The organism is Stenotrophomonas sp. Ker107b (assembly GCF_053847245.1).
This window is the reverse complement of sequence record NZ_JBSPHX010000002.1, coordinates 924,924-942,973: the sequence shown is the minus strand read 5'-3', so window position 1 is coordinate 942,973 and position 18,050 is coordinate 924,924. Positions and strand designations below refer to the sequence as shown.

Genomic DNA, 18,050 nt, shown 5'->3' with positions numbered 1-18,050 from the left:
GCTTTCACCGGGGTTTTCGTTGAACCGGAGCCACCACCCAGGGCGGTGATCGACCAATTACTTCTTCTTCGGCATGTACAGATCGGTGATCGTACCGTCGTAGATTTCCGCGGCCATCGCCACCGATTCGCTCAGCGTCGGATGGGCGTGGATGGTGTGGCCGATGTCTTCGGCCTCCGCACCCATCTCGATCGCCAGACCGATCTCGGCCAGCAGGTCACCGGCATGCACGCCGACGATCGCACCACCGACGATGCGGTGGGTCTCTTCGTCGAAGATCAGCTTGGTGAAGCCTTCGGTGCGACCGATGCCGATCGCGCGGCCGCTGGCGGCCCACGGGAACTTGGCCACGCCGACCTTCAGGCCCTTGGCCTTGGCTTCGGTTTCGGTCACGCCGACCCACGCGATTTCCGGATTGGTGTAAGCCACCGACGGAATCACGCGCGCCACCCACTCCTTCTTTTCGCCGGCGGCCACTTCCGCGGCCAGCTTGCCCTCGTGCGTGGCCTTGTGGGCCAGCATCGGGTTGCCGACGATGTCGCCGATCGCAAAGATGTGCGGCACATTGGTGCGCATCTGGCGGTCGGCCGGGATGAAGCCACGGTCGGTGACCTGCACGCCAGCCTTCTCGGCATCGATCTTCTTGCCGTTCGGCGAGCGGCCCACCGCGACCAGCACGCGGTCGAAGGTGCTGGCGTCCAGACCCGGCTTTTCGCCTTCCACGGCCGCTTCGAAGGACACGGTGATGCCGGCCTTGTCGGCCTTGACGTCGGTCGCCTTGGTCTTCAGGTGGACCTCGACGCCCTGCTTCTTCAGGCGGTCCGCCAGCGGCTTGACCAGGTCCTTGTCGGCGCCCGGCATCAGCTGGTCCATGAACTCGACCACGGTCACTTTGCTGCCCAGCGCCGCATACACCGTCGCCATTTCCAGGCCGATGATGCCGCCACCGACCACCAGCAGCGAACCCGGCACGTCGGCCAGTTCCAGCGCATCGGTGGAGTCCATGACGCGCTTGTCGTCCCACGGGAAGTTCGGCAGCTTCACCGCCTGCGAACCGGCGGCGATGATGCACTGCTCAAAGCGCAGCAGCTGGGTCTTGCCGTCGTCGCCGACGATCTCCAGCTCGTTGGCCGAGACGAACCTGGCCAGGCCCTGCACGGTGCGCACCTTGCGCTGCTTGGCCATGCCGGCCAGGCCCTTGGTCAGCTGGGTGACCACTTTTTCCTTGTAGCCGCGCAGCTTGTCCAGGGTGATGGTCGGCTTGCCGAACTCCACGCCGAACTCACCGGCGTGGGCGACTTCATCGATCACCGCGGCGGCGTGCAGCAGCGCCTTGGACGGGATGCAGCCCACGTTGAGGCAGACGCCGCCAAGGCTGGCGTAACGCTCGATCAGCACGGTATCCACGCCCAGGTCGGCCGAGCGGAAGGCGGCGGTGTAACCGCCCGGGCCTGCGCCCAGCACCACCATCTTGCACTCGATATCGGCCGGCTTGCCCGACGACAGCGCCGGCTGCGGCGCGGCCGGTTCGGCCGGGGCGCGGTGCGACGGGGTTACCGGCGGCTTGCTGGCCGGCGGGGCAGCCTCGGCCTTCGGCGCCTCCGCCTTGGCCGGCGCGGCAGGCGCGGCGGCCTCGCCTTCGGCGTCCAGCAGCAGCACGACGTCGCCTTCGGAGAGGTTGTCGCCGAGCTTGACCTTGATTTCCTTGACCACACCGGCGGCCGAGGACGGCACTTCCAGCGTTGCCTTGTCCGATTCCAGCGTGACCAGACCCTGGTCCTTCTTCACCGTGTCACCCACGGCGACCAGCAGTTCGATCACCGGGACACCGCTGTAATCGCCGATGTCGGGAACCTTGATTTCAATTGCGGCCATTCGTGTTCTCCTGGTGCTCAGCCGGCCTTGCCGCCGAGCAGTTGCTGCAGTTCGTCGAGCGACTCGTCCAGATCTTTCCAGCGACGGTCGAGCTTCTTTTCCTTGGTGTCGCTGGCTTCGATCAGCAGCGCCACCTGTTTCATCATCAGCCGGCCCGCGCCGCACTCCGGCCGGGTGCCGCTGTAACGCTGGCCATCCACGGTGAAGGACAGCACGTCACCGTCCAGCACCGGCGCCTTGCGGTCGCCCGGCACCTGCGCGGCCAGCGCGGCCTGCCAGCTGTGCAGCAACCGCTGCGCCAACGGCGCCGGGATGCTGACCTGGTACTGGTCCGGCACCTGATCCACACGCAGTTCCACGCCGCCCTGGCGGGCGCCGCTGTTCCAGGTGTAGACGCGCTTGTCGGCCCGGCTGTAGCGCAGGGTCCACTCCTGGTCCTGGGTACCGGGCAGCAACGCCACGCCGGTCTCCACGCCACTCTTGGGCAGGCTGACCAGTGACAGCGCCGGCTGCGCCTTGCCGTCGAACAGGGTTTCCACTGCCTGGCCATAGTTGCCGACCGCCGGTGGCCAGCCATGACCCAGGTCGGACGCGCATTCGCGCGCGCCCGCCTGCGCCATCGGCAGCGCCATCAGCAGCCCGGCCAGGACCAGGCCCTGCTTCACAGCAGGACGCGCCGCATGTCGGCCAACACCTGCGAGAGGTAGGTGGTGAAGCGGGCGGCCAGTGCGCCGTCGATGACGCGGTGGTCATAGCTCAGCGACAGCGGCAGCATCAGCTTCGGGGCAAATTCCTTGCCGTTCCAGACCGGCTGGATCGACGACTTGGACACGCCCAGGATGGCCACTTCCGGTGCATTGACGATCGGGGTGAACGCGGTGCCACCGATGCCGCCCAGCGAGCTGATCGAGAAGCAGCCACCGCTCATGTCGGCCGGGCCGAGCTTGCCGTCGCGGGCCTTCTTGGCCAGTTCGCCGGATTCCTGCGCGATCTGCACCACACCCTTCTTGTCGACGTCGCGGATCACCGGCACGACCAGGCCGCTCGGCGTATCGGCCGCGAAACCGATGTTGAAGTACTTCTTCAGGGTCAGGTTCTCGCCGCTGGCATCCAGCGAGGCGTTGAACTCCGGGAACTTCTTCAGCGCCGCAGCACTGGCCTTGACCAGGAAGGCGAGCATGGTCAGCTTGATGCCGGCCTTCTCGTTTTCCTTGTTCAGCGCCACGCGCAGGGCTTCCAGCTCGGTGATGTCGGCCTGCTCGAACTGGGTGACATGCGGAATCATCGCCCAGTTGCGGGCCAGGTTCGCGCCGGAGATCTTCTTGATCCGCGACAGCGGCTGGACCTCGACCTCACCGAACTTGCTGAAGTCGACCTTCGGCCACGGCAGCAGGTTCAGACCGCCACCGGCCGCCACGGTACCGCCGGTGGCAGCGCCGCCGCCGGCCAGGGCCGACTTCACGAACTTCTGCACGTCGGACTTGGTGATGCGGCCACCCTTCTCGGTGCCGCTCAGCTGGTTCAGGTCCACGCCCAGCTCGCGGGCGAACACGCGCACGGCCGGCGAAGCGTAGGGGACCTTCTGCGGCAGCACGCTGTCGGCGTTGAAGGCCACCGGCGGGCTGGTCGGCGAGCCACCCGACGGGGCAGCGGCGGCCGGGGCCGGCTGGGGCGGCTTGGCGGCGGACTGTTCGATATCACGGGCGGCCAGCTTGTCCGGCTCGGCCGGGGCAGCGACCGGCTCGACCTTGGTCCCGGTCTCGGCGGCTTCGGCCTTGGCAGCGGGGGCCGGGGCAGCAGCAGCGGCCGGCGCGGCGGCGGCTTCGCTGACTTCGATCAGGGCCACGAGCTTGCCCTCGGAGAGGTTGTCGCCGATCTTGACCTTGATTTCCTTGACGATACCGGCCACCGAGGACGGCACTTCCATCGTGGCCTTGTCCGATTCCAGCGTCACCAGACCCTGGTCTTTCTTGACGGTATCTCCAACGGCGACCAGCACCTCGATTACCGGGATATCGCTGTAGTCACCGATATCGGGGACAAGTGCTTCCTTGATTTCGGCCATGGGGAAAACTCCGGCAATCTGGTGTAGGGAATCGCCTATTGTGGGGGCTTCGCGCGCCAGCGCCAACCAGCTTGGCGAATTTTCAGCGCCGCTGTCCCGGGACAGGCTGTTGCAGTCATCTGCTTTGGCCGGATTGGGCTTGGCACAGTGCAAAGCGGAATTTTCCAGTCGGTACCGTATTGTCCGCCGCTGTCCCCGCCTCAGCGCCGGATGGCATCGGCCAGCGGTTGCCACGCCTCCACCAGCCGGGTCAACGGCCAGGCCGCGTTGGCCGGGCTGGTGGAAGGCAGCGACCAGACCGTCACCTCGCGCGCCGCGCCGACCCGCGTGGGCAGGATGAAACGCTGGAACGCGCGGTAGGCGGTGCCCCCATTGCAGGCGATCGCGCGCAGCGCAGGCAGTCCGTCGATCAGTACCCCAAGCGCATTGGGCACTTCACTGCCGCGCACGATCGACGCATCCAGGCTGCCGCGTCGCTCGCACTGCCCGATCACATCCCACACGCCCACACCGCGCGCGTTCAACGCGCGCACGCGATCCGGATAAGGAAGCGCCGCGTCGATCCCGCACAGCACGCCCATCAGCGGCCAGAAACGATTGCGCGGATGGGCGTAGTACTGCGCCGCCTGCAGCGATGCGACACCCGGCATCGAGCCGAGTACCAGCACGCGGCAGTCGACGTTCAGCTGCGCAGGGAAGCCGATGCACGTTGTGGTTTCCATCACACCATCACCAGATGAATGAATGTCAGGCATCGCATCATCGCCCGTAAATGCAGCGGTTTCGCACTGATCGCTGAATGGAAACAACTAAATTTTAACGTGCGTCGGATGCGATTCATATTGCGGGGACTACGGTTGCCTCGCCCCACAACACCGGGGCCCAGAACAAAAACATCCTGAGGAGATTCCCCCATGCGCTCCATCCGTACCCTGACCCTGGCTACCCTGACTGCTCTTGCTTTTGCGCCGGCTGCTTTCGCGCAGGACAGCACTGTTGATACCGCTTCTGGCAAGCACTTCGCCGTCGTCGGCGGCGTCTCGCTGCTGCAGCCGAAGAACGATCCGCTCGATGGCGTGCGCAAGGTGGACGGCGGCCCGGCCCCGACCCTGAGCTTCAGCTACTACATCAACGACAACTGGGCCGTGGAACTGTGGGGCGCAGCCGACAAGTTCGATCACCGCGTGCGCGGCACCGATGGCGCCCGCCTGGGCACGGTCGAGCAGCAGCCGATCGCGCTGAGCGGCCAGTACCACTTCGGCCAGGCCGACAACGTGTTCCGTCCGTTCGTGGGCGCCGGTTACTACGAGTCCAACTTCAGCAATGAAGACCTCGCCAGCGACATCGGCCACATCGGCGTGAAGACCGCCAAGGGCGCGATCGGCACCGTCGGCGTGGACATGAACATCAACAGCACCTGGTTCGCCCGTGCCGATGCCCGCTACATGCATTCGCGCCCGGAGCTGACCGTCAACGGTGAAGGCACCGGCGACAAGGCCAAGCTGGATCCGTGGACCGTGGGCTTCGGCATCGGCGCGCGCTTCTAAGCACGCCGCTGCGCTTCCACGCAGTACGCACAACGGGCCCCTCGCGGGCCCGTTGTCGTTGTGGGGACCGCCACTTTCATCGGGCGTTGCCGGCCGGTCGCCGACACTGGGGTGACGATGGACCCGACCGGTCCGCCCCGGGGAGCCGATGAGCGAATCCTTCGACGTGCTGGTGGTGGGCGGGGGCATCAACGGCGCTGGCATCACCCGCGACGCAGCAGGACGCGGCCTGTCGGTCTGCCTGTGCGAGCAGGATGACCTGGCCGCGCACACTTCCAGCGCCAGCACCAAGCTGATCCATGGCGGCCTGCGCTACCTGCAGCAGGGCGAGTTCGCGCTGGTACGCAAGGCGCTCAACGAGCGCGAAACGCTGCGCCAGCTTGCACCGCATCTGATCGCCCCGACCCGCTTCGTGCTGCCGCATGCGCGCCATCTGCGCCCGGCGTGGATGCTGCGCACGGGCCTGTGGCTCTACGACCACCTTGGCCATGCCAATCCCCATTTTCCGCGCTCGCAGCGCATCGACCTGCAGCGCGATCCGAGCGGCGCTGGATTGCAGCCCGCCTACCGGACCGGCTTCACCTACGCCGATGCACGCGTCAACGATGCCCGGCTGGTGGTGCTCAACGCGCTCGATGCGCATGAGCGCGGCGCCGACATCCGCACACGCACCCGCTGCGAACAATTGATCCGCCACCACGATCACTGGTGGGCCGTACTGCGCACCGCCAACGGCGACGTGCAGCGCATCCGCGCCCGCTGCGTGGTCAATGCCAGTGGGCCGTGGGCCGGTGCCGTGCTGGAACGGGCCGGACTCGATGCTCCGTTGGGAGTGCGACTGGTGCAGGGCAGCCACCTGGTGGTGCCGCGCCTGTTCGCCCATGACAGTGCGTACCTGTTCCAGCAACCCGACCAGCGGGTGGTGTTCGCGATTCCGTTCGAACAGGACTTCACCCTGATCGGCACCACCGATACCGACTACGACGGCGACCCGGCGCAGGTGCAGCCCCGCGCCGACGAACAGACCTATCTGCTCGAGGCGGTGAACCGGTTTGTGCGCGTTCCGGTACGCGCCGAGGACATCGTCTGGCGCTACAGCGGGGTGCGCCCCTTGTTGGCCGATCATCACCGCGATGCATCGCGGGTCACGCGCGACTACCGGCTGGAACTGGATACGGCCGGCGCGCCGCTGCTGAGCGTGCTGGGCGGCAAGCTCACCACCTACCGCGCACTGGCCGAAGAAGCGCTGGGGCGGCTCTCCCCCTCACTGCCGGAGATGGGCGCGGCGTGGACCGCCGGTGGACCGCCGTTGCCGGGGGGCGATGGCGGCACGGCCGCTGAAGTGGCCGGGGCGCTGCAGCGTGACCACCCTCGCCTGCCCCCTGTCCTGCTGCAGCGCCTGGCCAGCAGCTATGGCACCCGTGCGGTCGGACTGCTCGCCGGCGCACAGACACTCGACGCATTGGGCCAGGACCACGGCGGCGGCCTCTACGACCGCGAGCTGGACTACCTCATCGCGCACGAATGGGCCCGCACCGCTGACGACGTGCTGTGGCGCCGCAGCCACCTGGGCTTGCGCGTGGACGCGGCACAGCGAGAGGCATTGGCCGCCACCCTGCAGGCGCGTGTTTCGATGCCGTAGGCTGTACGCCTGTTACGCCTCACGGCATCGATTTCCACGGAGCAGACCATGGACAAGCACTACGTGCTCGCCATCGACCAGGGCACGACCAGTTCGCGCGCCATCCTGTTTGATCGTGCCGGGCGCATCGCCGGCAGCGCGCAACGCGAGTTCACCCAGATCTTCCCGCAGCCGGGCTGGGTCGAGCATGACCCGCGCGAGATCCTGACCAGCGTCTACACCACGATCACCGAGCTGTTGAACCGCTACCAGGTGGACCCGCGCACGATCGCCGGCATCGGCATCACCAACCAGCGCGAGACCACGGTGGTCTGGGACAAGGCCACCGGCCAGCCGATCCACAACGCCGTGGTGTGGCAGTCGCGGCAGAGCCATGCGATCTGCGAACAGCTCAAGGCCGATGGCCACGAGCCGCTGATCCGGCGCAAGACCGGGCTGTTGATCGATGCCTATTTTTCGGCGACGAAGATCCGCTGGATCCTCGATCACGTGGAGGGTGCGCAGGCACGCGCCGAGCGCGGCGAGCTTCTGTTCGGCACCATCGACAGTTGGTTGATCTGGAACCTCAGTGGCGGCCAGGCGCACGTCACCGATGTCACCAATGCCGCCCGCACGCTGCTGTTCGATATCCATGCATTGCAGTGGGACGATGAACTGCTGGCCCTGTTCAACATCCCGCGTGCGATGCTGCCGCAGGTGCGCAGTTCCAGCGAGGTGTATGCCACCACCCAGGCGCAGTTCTTCTTCGATCAGCACCTGCCCATTGCCGGCATCGCCGGCGACCAGCAGGCCGCGCTGTTCGGTCAGGCCTGCTTCGAACCGGGCATGGCCAAGAACACCTACGGCACCGGCTGTTTCATGCTGATGAACACCGGCGAGAAGGCAGTGAGCTCCGACAACGGCCTGCTGACCACCATCGCGTGGGGCATTGATGGACGTGTGGAGTACGCACTGGAGGGCTCGATCTTCGTCGCCGGCTCGGTGGTGCAATGGCTGCGCGACGGGCTGCGCATGTTCGGCAAGTCCAGCGATTGCCAAGCCTACGCCGAGCGTGCCGCGGACAATGGCGGCGTGTACCTGGTGCCCGCGTTCGTGGGGCTTGGGGCGCCGTACTGGCGCAGCGATGTGCGCGGCGCGATGTTCGGGCTGACCCGCGGCACCACCAAGGAGCACTTCATCCGCGCGGCGGTGGAATCGATGGCGTACCAGACCCGCGACGTACTGGCGGCGATGCAGGCCGACGCGGGGATCGAACTGAGGGAGCTGCGCGCCGATGGTGGCGCGATCGCCAACGACTTCATGGCGCAGTTCCAGAGCGACATCCTGGGCGTGCCGGTGCTGCGCCCGCAGGTGGCCGAAACCACCGCGCTGGGCGCGGCCTATCTGGCCGGGCTGGCCACCGGTTTCTGGCGCAGCCGGGCGGAGATCGCCGAGCAATGGGCGGTGGACCGCCGCTTCACCCCGCAGATGCCGGTGGATCAACGCGAGGCGCTGTACGCCGGCTGGCAGCAGGCGGTGGAGGCGACGATGGGGTTCCGCGTGGGGTGACGCCCGCGTCGGCGATCATTGCCGCGCGGGCGCGGCCAGCCACGCATGGCGTGGCTCTACCGTGGGTGCCGGTCAGAATGCCGGGAGGACCGCGCCCTTGTACTTCTCGGCGATGAAGGCTTTCACTTCCGGACCGGTCAGGGCCTTGGCCAGCTGCTGCACGCGGGCATCGTCCTTGTTGTCCGGGCGCGCGACGAGGAAGTTCACGTACGGTGAATCCTTGCTTTCGATCGCCAGTGCATCCTGGGTCGGGTTGAGCCCGGCATCCAGCGCGTAATTGGTGTTGATCAGGGCCAGATCCACCTGGTCCAGCACGCGCGGCAGCATCGCCGAATCCAGCTCGCGGAACTTGAGCTGCTTCGGGTTGGCGATGATGTCGCGCTGGGTCGCCAACGCATTGGTCGGGTCCTTGAGCGTGATCACGCCGGCCTTGTGCAGCAGGATCAGCGCGCGACTGTTGTTGCTCGGGTCGTTGGGGATCACCACGTCGGCACCGTTGGGCAGCGCATCCAGTGATTTGAAACGCCGCGAGTACGCACCGAAGGGCTCGATATGCACGCCGATCACCTTGACCAGGTCGGTCTTGCGGTCACGGTTGTAGGCGTCCAGATAGGGCTCGGTCTGGAAGTAGTTCACGTCGACCTGCTTCTGGACCAGCTGGTCGTTGGGCTGCACGTAGTCGTTGAACACGCGCACGTCCAGGGTCAGGCCTTCCTTTTCCAGGATCGGCTTGACCACGGCGAGGATCTCGGCGTGCGGCACCGCGGTGGCGGCGACCACCAGCTTCTTGGAATCATTGGCCGGCTTGCCGCAGGCGGCCAGAGCCAGCGAAGCGGCAAGCAACGGGAGCAGCAGGTACTTTTTCATGGGGGCAGCGGGATCCATAAGGGCAGCAACGCCCCACGATACCGCACGCCCCGGCCCTTGCGGAATCCGGGGCATATGACCCCACGGCATGAGCCGATGCCGGCCCGGCCGGCTTACTCGTAACTGGTCAGCGCCAGCGCCAGCAGCGCCTTGGCCTGTTCGCGCAGCATCACCGGCTCCACGATTTCCGCGTCCGAGCCGTAGTGCAGCACGTCCATCAGCAGTTCGCGCGAGACGCTGTAAGGCAGTTTCAACTCATAGCGGCCATCGGGCAGGAAGCGGCCCTGCTGCTTGGAATGCCAGTGCTCATCGGCCACCCAGCGCGCAGCCTTGGCACTGAACACGATGGTGGCCCAGCCCTTGGGCGGCCCGGAGAAGATGCCGTAGCTGGCGCCCAGCTGTTCGTCCAGCTCGGTCTCATCCACATCGCGCGCGGTGGTATCGATCACGCGTGCCTTGTAGATGCGGTCCACCGCGAAACTGCGCAGGCCTTCGCGACCGTGATCCCACGCATCCAGGTACCAGTTGTCGCGGTAGTGGGTCATGCGCTGCGGCGACACGGTGCGCTGGGTGGCCTCATCGGTGGAGCGGGCCCGGTACTCGAAGGCCAGCTGCTTGCGCTCCAGTACCGCCGAGGCGACGGCGCGGAAGCTGGCTTCATCGAACTTGCGGCCGCGGTGCGGAATCACCCGCACCCGATCAACTGGCCAGGTCGAGACGCCGGCCTGTGCGGCCAGCAGGCCTTCGATGCGCTGCTGCAGCGGGGCCAGCACCGAGGACAGCACGCCGCCCCCCGTGCGCGAGAGCAGGTGCTGGGAGGCCAGCAGCGCGTGCAGTTCTTCCGAGCTGAGCCACAGGCCCGGCAGCTCGAAGCGGTCGCTCTCGTCGGCCTGGTAGCGGAAGCCCGCCTCGCCGTCGCCTTCCACCGGCGCCATCAGCGCATCGCGCAGGAAGGCCAGGTCGCGGTAGACAGTCGCGCGGGAACACTCCAGTTTTTCCTGCAGGGCCGCCACCGTTACCGGGTAACGGGCGGACTTGAGCAGGCGATGCAGGGCGTTGATGCGTTCATATCGGTCCATGACCCGATTATGTCCGAGTCGCCGTCGTTGTGGCGGCTTCGGCTGCATCTTCGGCTATCGTGGGGCCCCCATCGCCTGCTGCCGCCCGTCATGCGCCTGTTGCCCGCCCTTGCCCTGTCCGCCGCCGCCCTGCTGATGGGGGGCTGTGGGCGCACTGAAACGCCGGCGGCCGCCGTGCCTGCCGCAACGACACCGGCCGCCGATCCGGTGGCCACCGTGCTGGCGGCCAGCCAGCGCTTCGGCCAGCTGCGCAGCTTCCACGCGGTGATGAAGATGCAGGGCCCGCGCGCGCTGGAGGCGCAGATGGACTACGTGGCTCCGGACCGCTATCGGCTGATCACCGACGATGGCCCGCAGACGATCATCGGCGGCACCTTCTTCCTGCAGCGTGCTGGCGAAGTGCGCCAGATTCCGGTTCCCGAAGGCATGCTGGCGCAGTGGCGCAGCCCGCTGCCGGACGATCTTGAGCCAGCGCAGCTGACGGTGCGCGACCTTGGCGAGGACCGCGCCGGTGGCCAGCGCGCGCATAAATACGAGGTGCGCCACGCCACTGCGGCCCCCGACGGCCTGCTGTACTGGGTCAATGCGCAGGGCCTGCCGGTGCAGATCGAGCGCAAGGGCGAGACGAACGGTCAGCCGTTCCGCATCACCGTCACCTACTCGCGCTTCGACGACGCCTCACTGCGTATCGATGTTCCCTGAACAGGGATCAAGGCCGAACGGGCCCTAAAGCCGGGGCCCGCCGCCGAATGTGACGCAGAACGCATCAAGTATCATCCCCCCCTTGTTGTCCCTCCCCCTTGTCCGATCACGGAGAACCGTTGATGTCCCTGCGCGTTTCGTTGCTTGTTCCCCTGCTGCTCTGCGCCCCGGCGGTTTATGCACAGGACGCTGCCGAACTGGCAGCGATGACCTCCCCCTGGAGCGGCAGTGGCGGTGAACTGGGCTTTGCCTCGGCCCGTGGCAACAGCAATACCGAGAGCTTCAACGGTCGTCTGCGCCTGCGCTACACCGACGATGACTGGGTGCACAGCATGGACCTGTTCGGCCTGCGCTCGCGCTCGGAATACACCGATACCGAAGACGACGGCACCACCATCCGCCGCCGCAACACCACCGCCAACCGCTACACCGGCAGTGCCGGCAGCGCGCTGCAGCTGGGCGAGCATCGCCAGATCACCGCCACGGTGCGTTACGAGCGCGACGATTTCGCCACCTACGACCGCCAGAGCTCGTTCGGTCTGGGTTACGGCACCCGGATCATCGACGGTGAGCGCTTCTACATGGACGCGCAGATCGGTCCCGGTGTGCGCCGCACCCACAACACCGAAGACGACGCGACCCGTACCGGCCTGATCGGCCGCGGCCTGTTCGATCTCAAGTACACGCTGACCCCGAACACCGATCTGGTGAACACGCTGCTGGTCGAGTCGGGCTCGTACAACACCTTCGCGCAGAACGATTTCGGCGTGTCGGTGAGCATGAACGAACATCTGGCGCTGAAGGCCGGCTGGCAGGCACGTCACAACAGCGACGTCGCTGAAGACAAGCGCAAGACCGACACGCTGACCACCATGAACGTGGTCTACAAGTTCAAGTAATCGCTGCGGGCGCCTGTGCGCCCGCCGTCGTGATGTAGTGCCGGCCGCTGGCCGGCTCATCGCGTACCTTGTGCAGCATGGACTGCCGGCCAGCGGCCGGCATTACGCGCCTCAGACCGCGAGCAGTTCCCCGGCACCGGCATCGAGCAGGCCGCGCGCCACGCGCTGGCCCAGCGTCTCCGGATCACTGGCCGGGCCACGCGCCTCCGCGCGCACGATGCGGCCATCGGCGACACCGCCGACCAGGCCCTGCAGGAACAGATTCTCGCCTTCCCATTGCGCAAAGCCGGCGACCGGCACGTGGCAACTGCCATGCAGCGCGCGGTTCATGGCGCGCTCGGCTTCCACGCACGCGCGCGTGTCGGCATCGTCGAGCGCGGCGAACAACGCCATCACACCGGCATCGTCGCCATTGCATTCCACCGTGACCGCGCCCTGCGCCGGTGCCGGCAACCACGCCGGTGCGGCCAGGCGCGCCACGATGCGATTGCCCAGGCCGAGGCGCTCCAGCCCGGCCACGGCCAGCACGATGGCGTCGTAGCCACCGTTGTCGAGCTTGGCCAGGCGTGTGTTGACGTTCCCGCGCAGGTCCGACAGTTCCAGATCCGGACGCAGCGCGCGCAGCTGGGCCTGGCGGCGCAGTGACGAGGTACCCACGCGTGCACCGATCGGCAGCGCGTCCAGCGAGGCATACAGATTGGAGATGAAGCCATCGGCAGGATCATGCCGGGGGAGCATCGCTGGCAGCGCGAACGGCGCATCCAGCTCCATCGGCACATCCTTGAGCGAATGCACGGCGCAATCCGCGTCACCGCGCAGCATCGCCAGCTCCAGTTCCTTGAGGAACAAGCCCTTGCCACCGATCGCCGCCAGCGAGCGGTCCAGCACCTCGTCGCCGCGCGTGCTCATCGGGATCAGCACCACCTCCAGCCCCGGATGCGCCTCACGCAGGCGATCGGCGACGTATTCGCTCTGCCACAGGGCAAGCGGGCTCTTTCGGGTGGCGATGCGCAGGGTCTTCATGGCGCCATTATCGACGCACAGGGGCGTATCGACCAATGGTCCGGCACACCCGCACTCAAAGGTGCTTGAGGTCCTGCTTCAGGCTGGCCACGCAGCGGCGGCTGACTTCCAGCGGCGCATGCCCATGGCGCAGCACCGCCTGGACCTGGCCTGCGCCATTTCGTCGCAGCTCGACCAGTTCATGCCGGGCGACCAGGCAATTGCGGTGGATGCGCACGAAGCGGTTGCCGAACTCCTCTTCCAGCGACTTCAGCGATTCTTCCAGCAGGTCCTCGCCGCGGGCATGGTGCACGACCACGTACTTTTCTTCGGCCTGCAGGTAGTGGATGTCCTCGACCGGGATCAGCCGCAGGCTGCCCCGCAGGCGTGCGCACAGCAGCGTGCGCGCCTGTTGGCTGGCGGCCGTCGGTGGACCGCTGCGGCCGGCGAGGAAGGTACGGGCCCGCTCCAGTGCGGCGGCCAGGCGCTCGGGGCGCACCGGCTTCATCAGGTAATCGATGGCCGCCGCCTCGAACGCGGACAGCGCATGGGCGTCGTAGGCGGTGCAGAACACCACGGCCGGACGCGGCTCGAAGGTCGCCAGGTGGCGGGCCGCCTCCAGTCCATCCAGGCCGGGCATCGCGATATCGAGCAGGACCAGGTCCGGTTGAAGTTCGGCGCAGGCGTGCAGGGCCTGTTCGCCGTTCTCGGCCTCGGCCACCACCTCGATGCCAGCCTGGTCAGCGAGCAGGGAGCGCAGGCGCTCGCGGGCCAGCGGTTCGTCGTCGGCGATCACCACCTTCAAGACAGTTTCCTCACTGGACCGGGACCGTGATTTCGCAAGCATAGTAGCCGTCGGCCCACGCCCCCGTCATCCGCGCGGCCGGGCCGAAGCGCCAGGCCAGGCGATGGGCGATGTTGCGCTGCGCGTGGCCGGCCCCCTGCAGCAGCGGCAACCCGCGCGTGGCCGGATCCGGTGCGGGATTGCGCACGCGGATGCGCAGATTCGTGCCGTCACTGGACAGTGCCAGCACGATCGTGCCGCCCGCGGGTACCCGCGAGATGCCATGCAGCACGGCATTTTCCACCAGCGGCTGCAGCACCAGCCGCGGCATCGGCAGTGACCAGGGCAGCGGTTCGTCGCGCAGCCAGATGACTTTCAGGCGGTCCCCCAGGCGCAGCGACTCGATCGAGAGGTAGCGCTCGGCCAGTTCGCACTCGGCCTGCAGCGTGGAATCGCCATCGCCGGCACCGAGCGCGGCGCGGAACAGGTCGGACAGATCGAGCACCGCGCGCTCGGCCACGTCCGGATCGCGGCGCAGCAGGCTGGCGATGAGGTTCATGCTGTTGAAGAGAAAGTGCGGGCGGATCCGTGCCTGCAGCGCGTCGGCCTGGGCCCGGGCGTTGGCCAGCATCTGCGCGCTGCCGCGGTCACTGACGTAGAAGTAGCGCAGCGCCAGCGCCGTGATCAAGGCCGTCATCGCCGCGCTGCCGAGGGTAAACCGCCAGAAGCCCACCGCCTGGGCGAAGCTGCTGCCACCGAGCACGCCATACAGCGCGTGCACGATCGCCGCACAGGCACCGGCGATCAGCCCGGTCATCACCACCACCAGCACCATGCCCGGCACTTCCGGCAGCCGCGAGAGCACCGCACGCAGACTGCACAGGCTGACCGTCACTGCCAGCGCCAGCCAGAGCGCGAAGCCGCTGGCGGACAGGAAGTCCGACAGCGTCCAGTGGCGGCTGCCGTCGGGTGCCAGCGCCACCACCACCACCACCAGCTCGGCCAACCCCAGCATCGCCGCCAGTCGCGGCAGGCGGCACAGCTCGGGCAACCAGGACTGCTGGCGCGGGTCGTTCATGGCGTCAGGCGGCGAAGCGCGCCTCGAGCCACTCGCCCAGCGCGTGCATTTCTTCCGCACATACCTGGTGGGCCATCGTATAGGTGTGCCACTCCACCGGCAGACCGAGATTTTCCAGGGTCTGCGCGGTGTCCCGGGCGATCGCCACCGGGATCACCGGATCCTGCGTGCCGTGGGCCATGAACACCGGCACGCTGATCGCATCGGCCACCCGGGCAGCCGCCGCCTTGGCCGGGTCCGGCAGATAGGTCGACAACGCGATCAACCCGGCCAACGGACGCGTACGACGCAGCAGTGCGCTGAGGATCACCGCCCCGCCCTGGGAGAAACCGGCCAGCAGGATCCGTTCGGCCGGAATGCCACGGGCGACCTCGCGCTCGATCAGCAGCTCCAGCTCCACGATGGACGCGTCCACACCGGCGCTGTCGGCGCGGGAGCGGAAGTCCGCGCTGACGATGTCGTACCAGGCGCGCATCGGCACACCGTTGTTGATCGTGATCGGCTGCACCGGGGCATGCGGGAACACGAAGCGGATCGCCGGCCAGTGCGGACGCACCAGTTCGGGCACGATCGGGGCGAAGTCATGGCCATCGGCACCCAGGCCATGCAGCCACAGCACCGACCACTGCGGGTCGGCGCCGGTTTCGTTTTCCACGGTATCCAGCATCAGGCGGCTCCAGTACGTTCAAGCCGCATTATGACCGCGCCCCACCGTAATGGGGGCAATGCCTGGAGCGCCATGATCAGCCGGCGGGGTGTGCCTCGGCAGCGGCGCGGCGCAGTTCGGCCGCGCGCACCAGCACCTTGGGCGGCGCCGATTCTTCGGGAATCTCCATCAACCCCAGCCGGTGCATCCAGACGCCGGCGGTACGCGAGGAGGTGAAGCCCACCACCGGAATCGCCAGCACCATGCCGATCACCACCGGGGCCATCCACGCGGCCAGCGAGGGCGAAACCGCGTAGGCCAGCGCGCCCATGAACAAGCCGAACACGCTCAAGCCACCATAACCGCGCGCCAATGCCGACCAGGACACACCGCCATCGTCGCGCTGCTGCGCATCCCAGCCCGAGTCCTTGCCGGCCAGCACTTCGGCCACACCACGGGACTGCACGTACATCACCACCGGGGCCATCAGTGCAGCGAGGATGGTCTCCAGCAGCATCGAGATGAAGGCGCGGATCGTGCCCCCGCAGCCACGGCGCTCGACCGGCTCCAGCAACATCGCCAGATAGCCCAGCACCTTGGGCGAGAGCAGCACCACCATGGTGATCGCGAACATGCGGATCACCTGCGTCTCATCCTGGTGGCGCCAGTAAACGCCCGGCGAGAGATGCAGCACTTCGTTGATGTCGATGCCGCCCTGGAACAGGGGAATGGCGATGCCGATCAGCATCAGCATCGCCCACATCGGCGCGGTGAAGTAATGCCCGATGCCGACCAGCATGTGCATGCGGCTGACCCAGTGCAGGCCCTTTGAGCCGACGATCTTGGCGTGCTGCAGATTGCCCTGGCACCAACGGCGATCGCGGACCAGCAGATCGGTGAGCGTCGGCGGGCCTTCCTCATAGCTGCCTTTGAGATACGGCACCATGTGGGTCGCCCAGCCGCCGCGGCGCATCAGCGCCGCCTCGACGAAGTCGTGGCTGAGCACGTGCCCGCCGAATGGCTCGTGGCCGGGCAGCGACGGCAGACCGGCCTGTTCGGCGAACGCCTGGGTGCGGATGATCGCGTTGTGCCCCCAGTAGTTGCTCTCCGCGCCATGCCACCAGGCTACGCCGCGGCCGATCACCGGGCCGTACACGCGCCCGCCGAACTGCTGCATGCGGGCAAACAGGGTGCGCCCACCGACCACCGCCGGCAGGGTCTGGATCAGCCCGACATCCGGGTTGTGTTCCATGCCCGCGACCAGCCGCACGATGGTGTCGCCGGTCATCAGGCTGTCCGCGTCCAGGATCAGCATCTGCGGGTAGGCGCCGCCGAAACGACGGACCCAATCGGCGATGTTGCCGGCCTTGCGCCCGCTGTTGTCGCCGCGGCGACGGTAGAAGATGCGGTCATGGCCGCCGACCGCATCGCACAGCGCGTGGAAGGCTTCTTCCTCGGCCTGCCCGATGTCGTCGCGGCGGGTGTCGCTGAGCACGTAGAAATCGAAGTTCTCGAGCTGGCCGGTCTCGGCGACCGACTCATAGATCGCCTGCAGGCCGGCCAAGAGCCGACGCGGGTCCTCGTTGTAGGTGGGCATCAGCAGCGCGGTGCGGGTGTGCACGGTCGGCAGCGGCGCGTCCGGATCGATTCCCAGCTTGTAACCACGATCGAACACGGCGGTCAGAAAGCCGGCCACCGCCCCGGCGAAGGACAGCGCAATCCACGCGAACAGGCCCACGAACAACACCAGCAGGCAGGCTTCGAGCACGCTGATGCCGTTGACGGCCAGCACCTTCCACATCATCCGGCTGGCGGCAGCGGTCATCGCGGCGGTGCCACCCAGGATGTAGAAACGGCGCAGGCCGATCATCCGCGGCGACGTGCGCTGCCGCCGGACCTGCAGTTCCCCTTCGCGGAGGGACTGCTCGGGCATCGGCAACGGCGACTCGGCCGGCAGCGTCGCCCGGCCGGCGTCCAGTCGGGCGTGGAGGGTCTGGGTACTCATGCGCGGTGTCCCTGTGCAGGGCGTGCCAGGCCGGAGATGCAAGATGCGGAAAGGGGCGTCCTGAGCCCGGCGCGCTCGATGGCGCGCATTCGTCCTGTCGGTGCGGGCCGATCACCGGCACGTCGCTGTTGTCTGTGACTCCCGAAACCCACGAACTCTCCAACCGACTTGAGACGAAAAATGCGGCTCAGTCTATGGCGCGAAATGTAAGGTGGGTGCGAAGGTTTCACCGGTGATTTCTCCGCATTCAGCTTTTGGATCGAGCCAAGTGTGCAGCCCCGCAGGACCACGGAGGCGCAGGCCCTGTGCCA

16 protein-coding genes are annotated in these 18,050 nt (G+C 67.3%); 5 read left to right on the top strand and 11 right to left on the bottom strand.

Going from position 1 to position 18,050, the window contains the following annotated elements; genetic code table 11:
- Nucleotides 1-57 precede the first annotated feature (57 nt).
- From lpdA to ACWV8V_RS14025, 4 genes are all read right to left on the bottom strand, one after another.
- Nucleotides 58-1,875, bottom strand: coding sequence for a dihydrolipoyl dehydrogenase (gene lpdA / locus ACWV8V_RS14040; RefSeq protein ID WP_455900019.1), 1,818 nt, complete (start codon nt 1,873-1,875; stop codon nt 58-60).
- Nucleotides 1,876-1,892: 17 nt separating this feature from the next.
- Nucleotides 1,893-2,540, bottom strand: a complete 648-nt coding sequence (locus ACWV8V_RS14035; RefSeq protein ID WP_429000474.1) for a hypothetical protein — start codon at nt 2,538-2,540, stop codon at nt 1,893-1,895.
- Nucleotides 2,537-3,940, bottom strand: a complete 1,404-nt coding sequence (aceF, locus tag ACWV8V_RS14030; RefSeq protein WP_455900018.1) for a dihydrolipoyllysine-residue acetyltransferase — start codon at nt 3,938-3,940, stop codon at nt 2,537-2,539. Before aceF ends, ACWV8V_RS14035 begins: the two co-directional genes overlap by 4 nt.
- A gap of 200 nt (nt 3,941-4,140) precedes the next feature.
- A complete protein-coding gene (locus ACWV8V_RS14025) occupies nt 4,141-4,662 on the bottom strand; it encodes a DNA-deoxyinosine glycosylase (protein ID WP_346467800.1) in 522 nt (173 codons plus the stop codon).
- Nucleotides 4,663-4,854: 192 nt separating this feature from the next.
- On the opposite strand from ACWV8V_RS14025, the gene ACWV8V_RS14020 reads away from it, so the two are divergent.
- The 3 genes from ACWV8V_RS14020 to glpK all read left to right on the top strand — a co-directional run bounded on the left by ACWV8V_RS14020 (nt 4,855) and on the right by glpK (nt 8,677).
- The gene (locus ACWV8V_RS14020) at nt 4,855-5,487 is read left to right on the top strand and encodes an OmpW/AlkL family protein (RefSeq protein ID WP_019183623.1); all 633 of its coding nucleotides are present in this window, start codon (nt 4,855-4,857) and stop codon (nt 5,485-5,487) included.
- 148 nt (nt 5,488-5,635) lie between these two features.
- Nucleotides 5,636-7,129, top strand: coding sequence for a glycerol-3-phosphate dehydrogenase (gene glpD, locus ACWV8V_RS14015; protein ID WP_259259000.1), 1,494 nt, complete (start codon nt 5,636-5,638; stop codon nt 7,127-7,129).
- Nucleotides 7,130-7,177: 48 nt separating this feature from the next.
- A complete protein-coding gene (gene glpK / locus ACWV8V_RS14010) occupies nt 7,178-8,677 on the top strand; it encodes a glycerol kinase GlpK (RefSeq protein WP_455900017.1) in 1,500 nt (499 codons plus the stop codon).
- Nucleotides 8,678-8,749: 72 nt separating this feature from the next.
- Here the strand turns inward: glpK and ACWV8V_RS14005 are convergent, their stop codons facing one another.
- Together ACWV8V_RS14005 and ACWV8V_RS14000 are read right to left on the bottom strand one after the other, a co-directional pair.
- On the bottom strand, nt 8,750-9,544 hold the full coding sequence (locus tag ACWV8V_RS14005) for a MetQ/NlpA family ABC transporter substrate-binding protein (RefSeq protein ID WP_121040102.1): 795 nt from the start codon (nt 9,542-9,544) through the stop codon (nt 8,750-8,752).
- 113 nt (nt 9,545-9,657) lie between these two features.
- A complete protein-coding gene (locus ACWV8V_RS14000) occupies nt 9,658-10,623 on the bottom strand; it encodes a helix-turn-helix transcriptional regulator (RefSeq protein WP_121040104.1) in 966 nt (321 codons plus the stop codon).
- Nucleotides 10,624-10,713: 90 nt separating this feature from the next.
- Here ACWV8V_RS14000 and ACWV8V_RS13995 point away from each other — a divergent pair, with 90 nt between their 5' ends.
- Nucleotides 10,714-11,325 (top strand): hypothetical protein, encoded by a 612-nt coding sequence (locus ACWV8V_RS13995; protein WP_346467796.1) that lies wholly within the window; start codon nt 10,714-10,716, stop codon nt 11,323-11,325.
- Between the two features lie 122 nt (nt 11,326-11,447).
- Nucleotides 11,448-12,224, top strand: coding sequence for a DUF481 domain-containing protein (locus tag ACWV8V_RS13990; protein ID WP_123730094.1), 777 nt, complete (start codon nt 11,448-11,450; stop codon nt 12,222-12,224).
- Between the two features lie 111 nt (nt 12,225-12,335).
- On the opposite strand, the gene hemC is transcribed toward ACWV8V_RS13990, so the two are convergent.
- The 5 genes from hemC to mdoH all read right to left on the bottom strand — a co-directional run bounded on the left by hemC (nt 12,336) and on the right by mdoH (nt 17,739).
- A complete protein-coding gene (gene hemC, locus ACWV8V_RS13985) occupies nt 12,336-13,247 on the bottom strand; it encodes a hydroxymethylbilane synthase (protein ID WP_346467795.1) in 912 nt (303 codons plus the stop codon).
- Nucleotides 13,248-13,302: 55 nt separating this feature from the next.
- Nucleotides 13,303-14,031 carry a LytR/AlgR family response regulator transcription factor gene (locus ACWV8V_RS13980; RefSeq protein ID WP_346467794.1) on the bottom strand — a complete coding sequence of 243 codons (729 nt, stop codon included), beginning with the start codon at nt 14,029-14,031 and terminating at the stop codon, nt 13,303-13,305.
- A gap of 10 nt (nt 14,032-14,041) precedes the next feature.
- The gene (locus ACWV8V_RS13975; protein ID WP_259258995.1) at nt 14,042-15,088 is read right to left on the bottom strand and encodes a sensor histidine kinase; all 1,047 of its coding nucleotides are present in this window, start codon (nt 15,086-15,088) and stop codon (nt 14,042-14,044) included.
- A gap of 4 nt (nt 15,089-15,092) precedes the next feature.
- Complete coding sequence (locus ACWV8V_RS13970; RefSeq protein WP_259259629.1) at nt 15,093-15,758, bottom strand: alpha/beta hydrolase; 666 nt, start codon at nt 15,756-15,758, stop codon at nt 15,093-15,095.
- A gap of 73 nt (nt 15,759-15,831) precedes the next feature.
- Nucleotides 15,832-17,739, bottom strand: a complete 1,908-nt coding sequence (gene mdoH / locus ACWV8V_RS13965; protein ID WP_346467793.1) for a glucans biosynthesis glucosyltransferase MdoH — start codon at nt 17,737-17,739, stop codon at nt 15,832-15,834.
- Between the last annotated feature and the right edge of the window lie 311 nt (nt 17,740-18,050).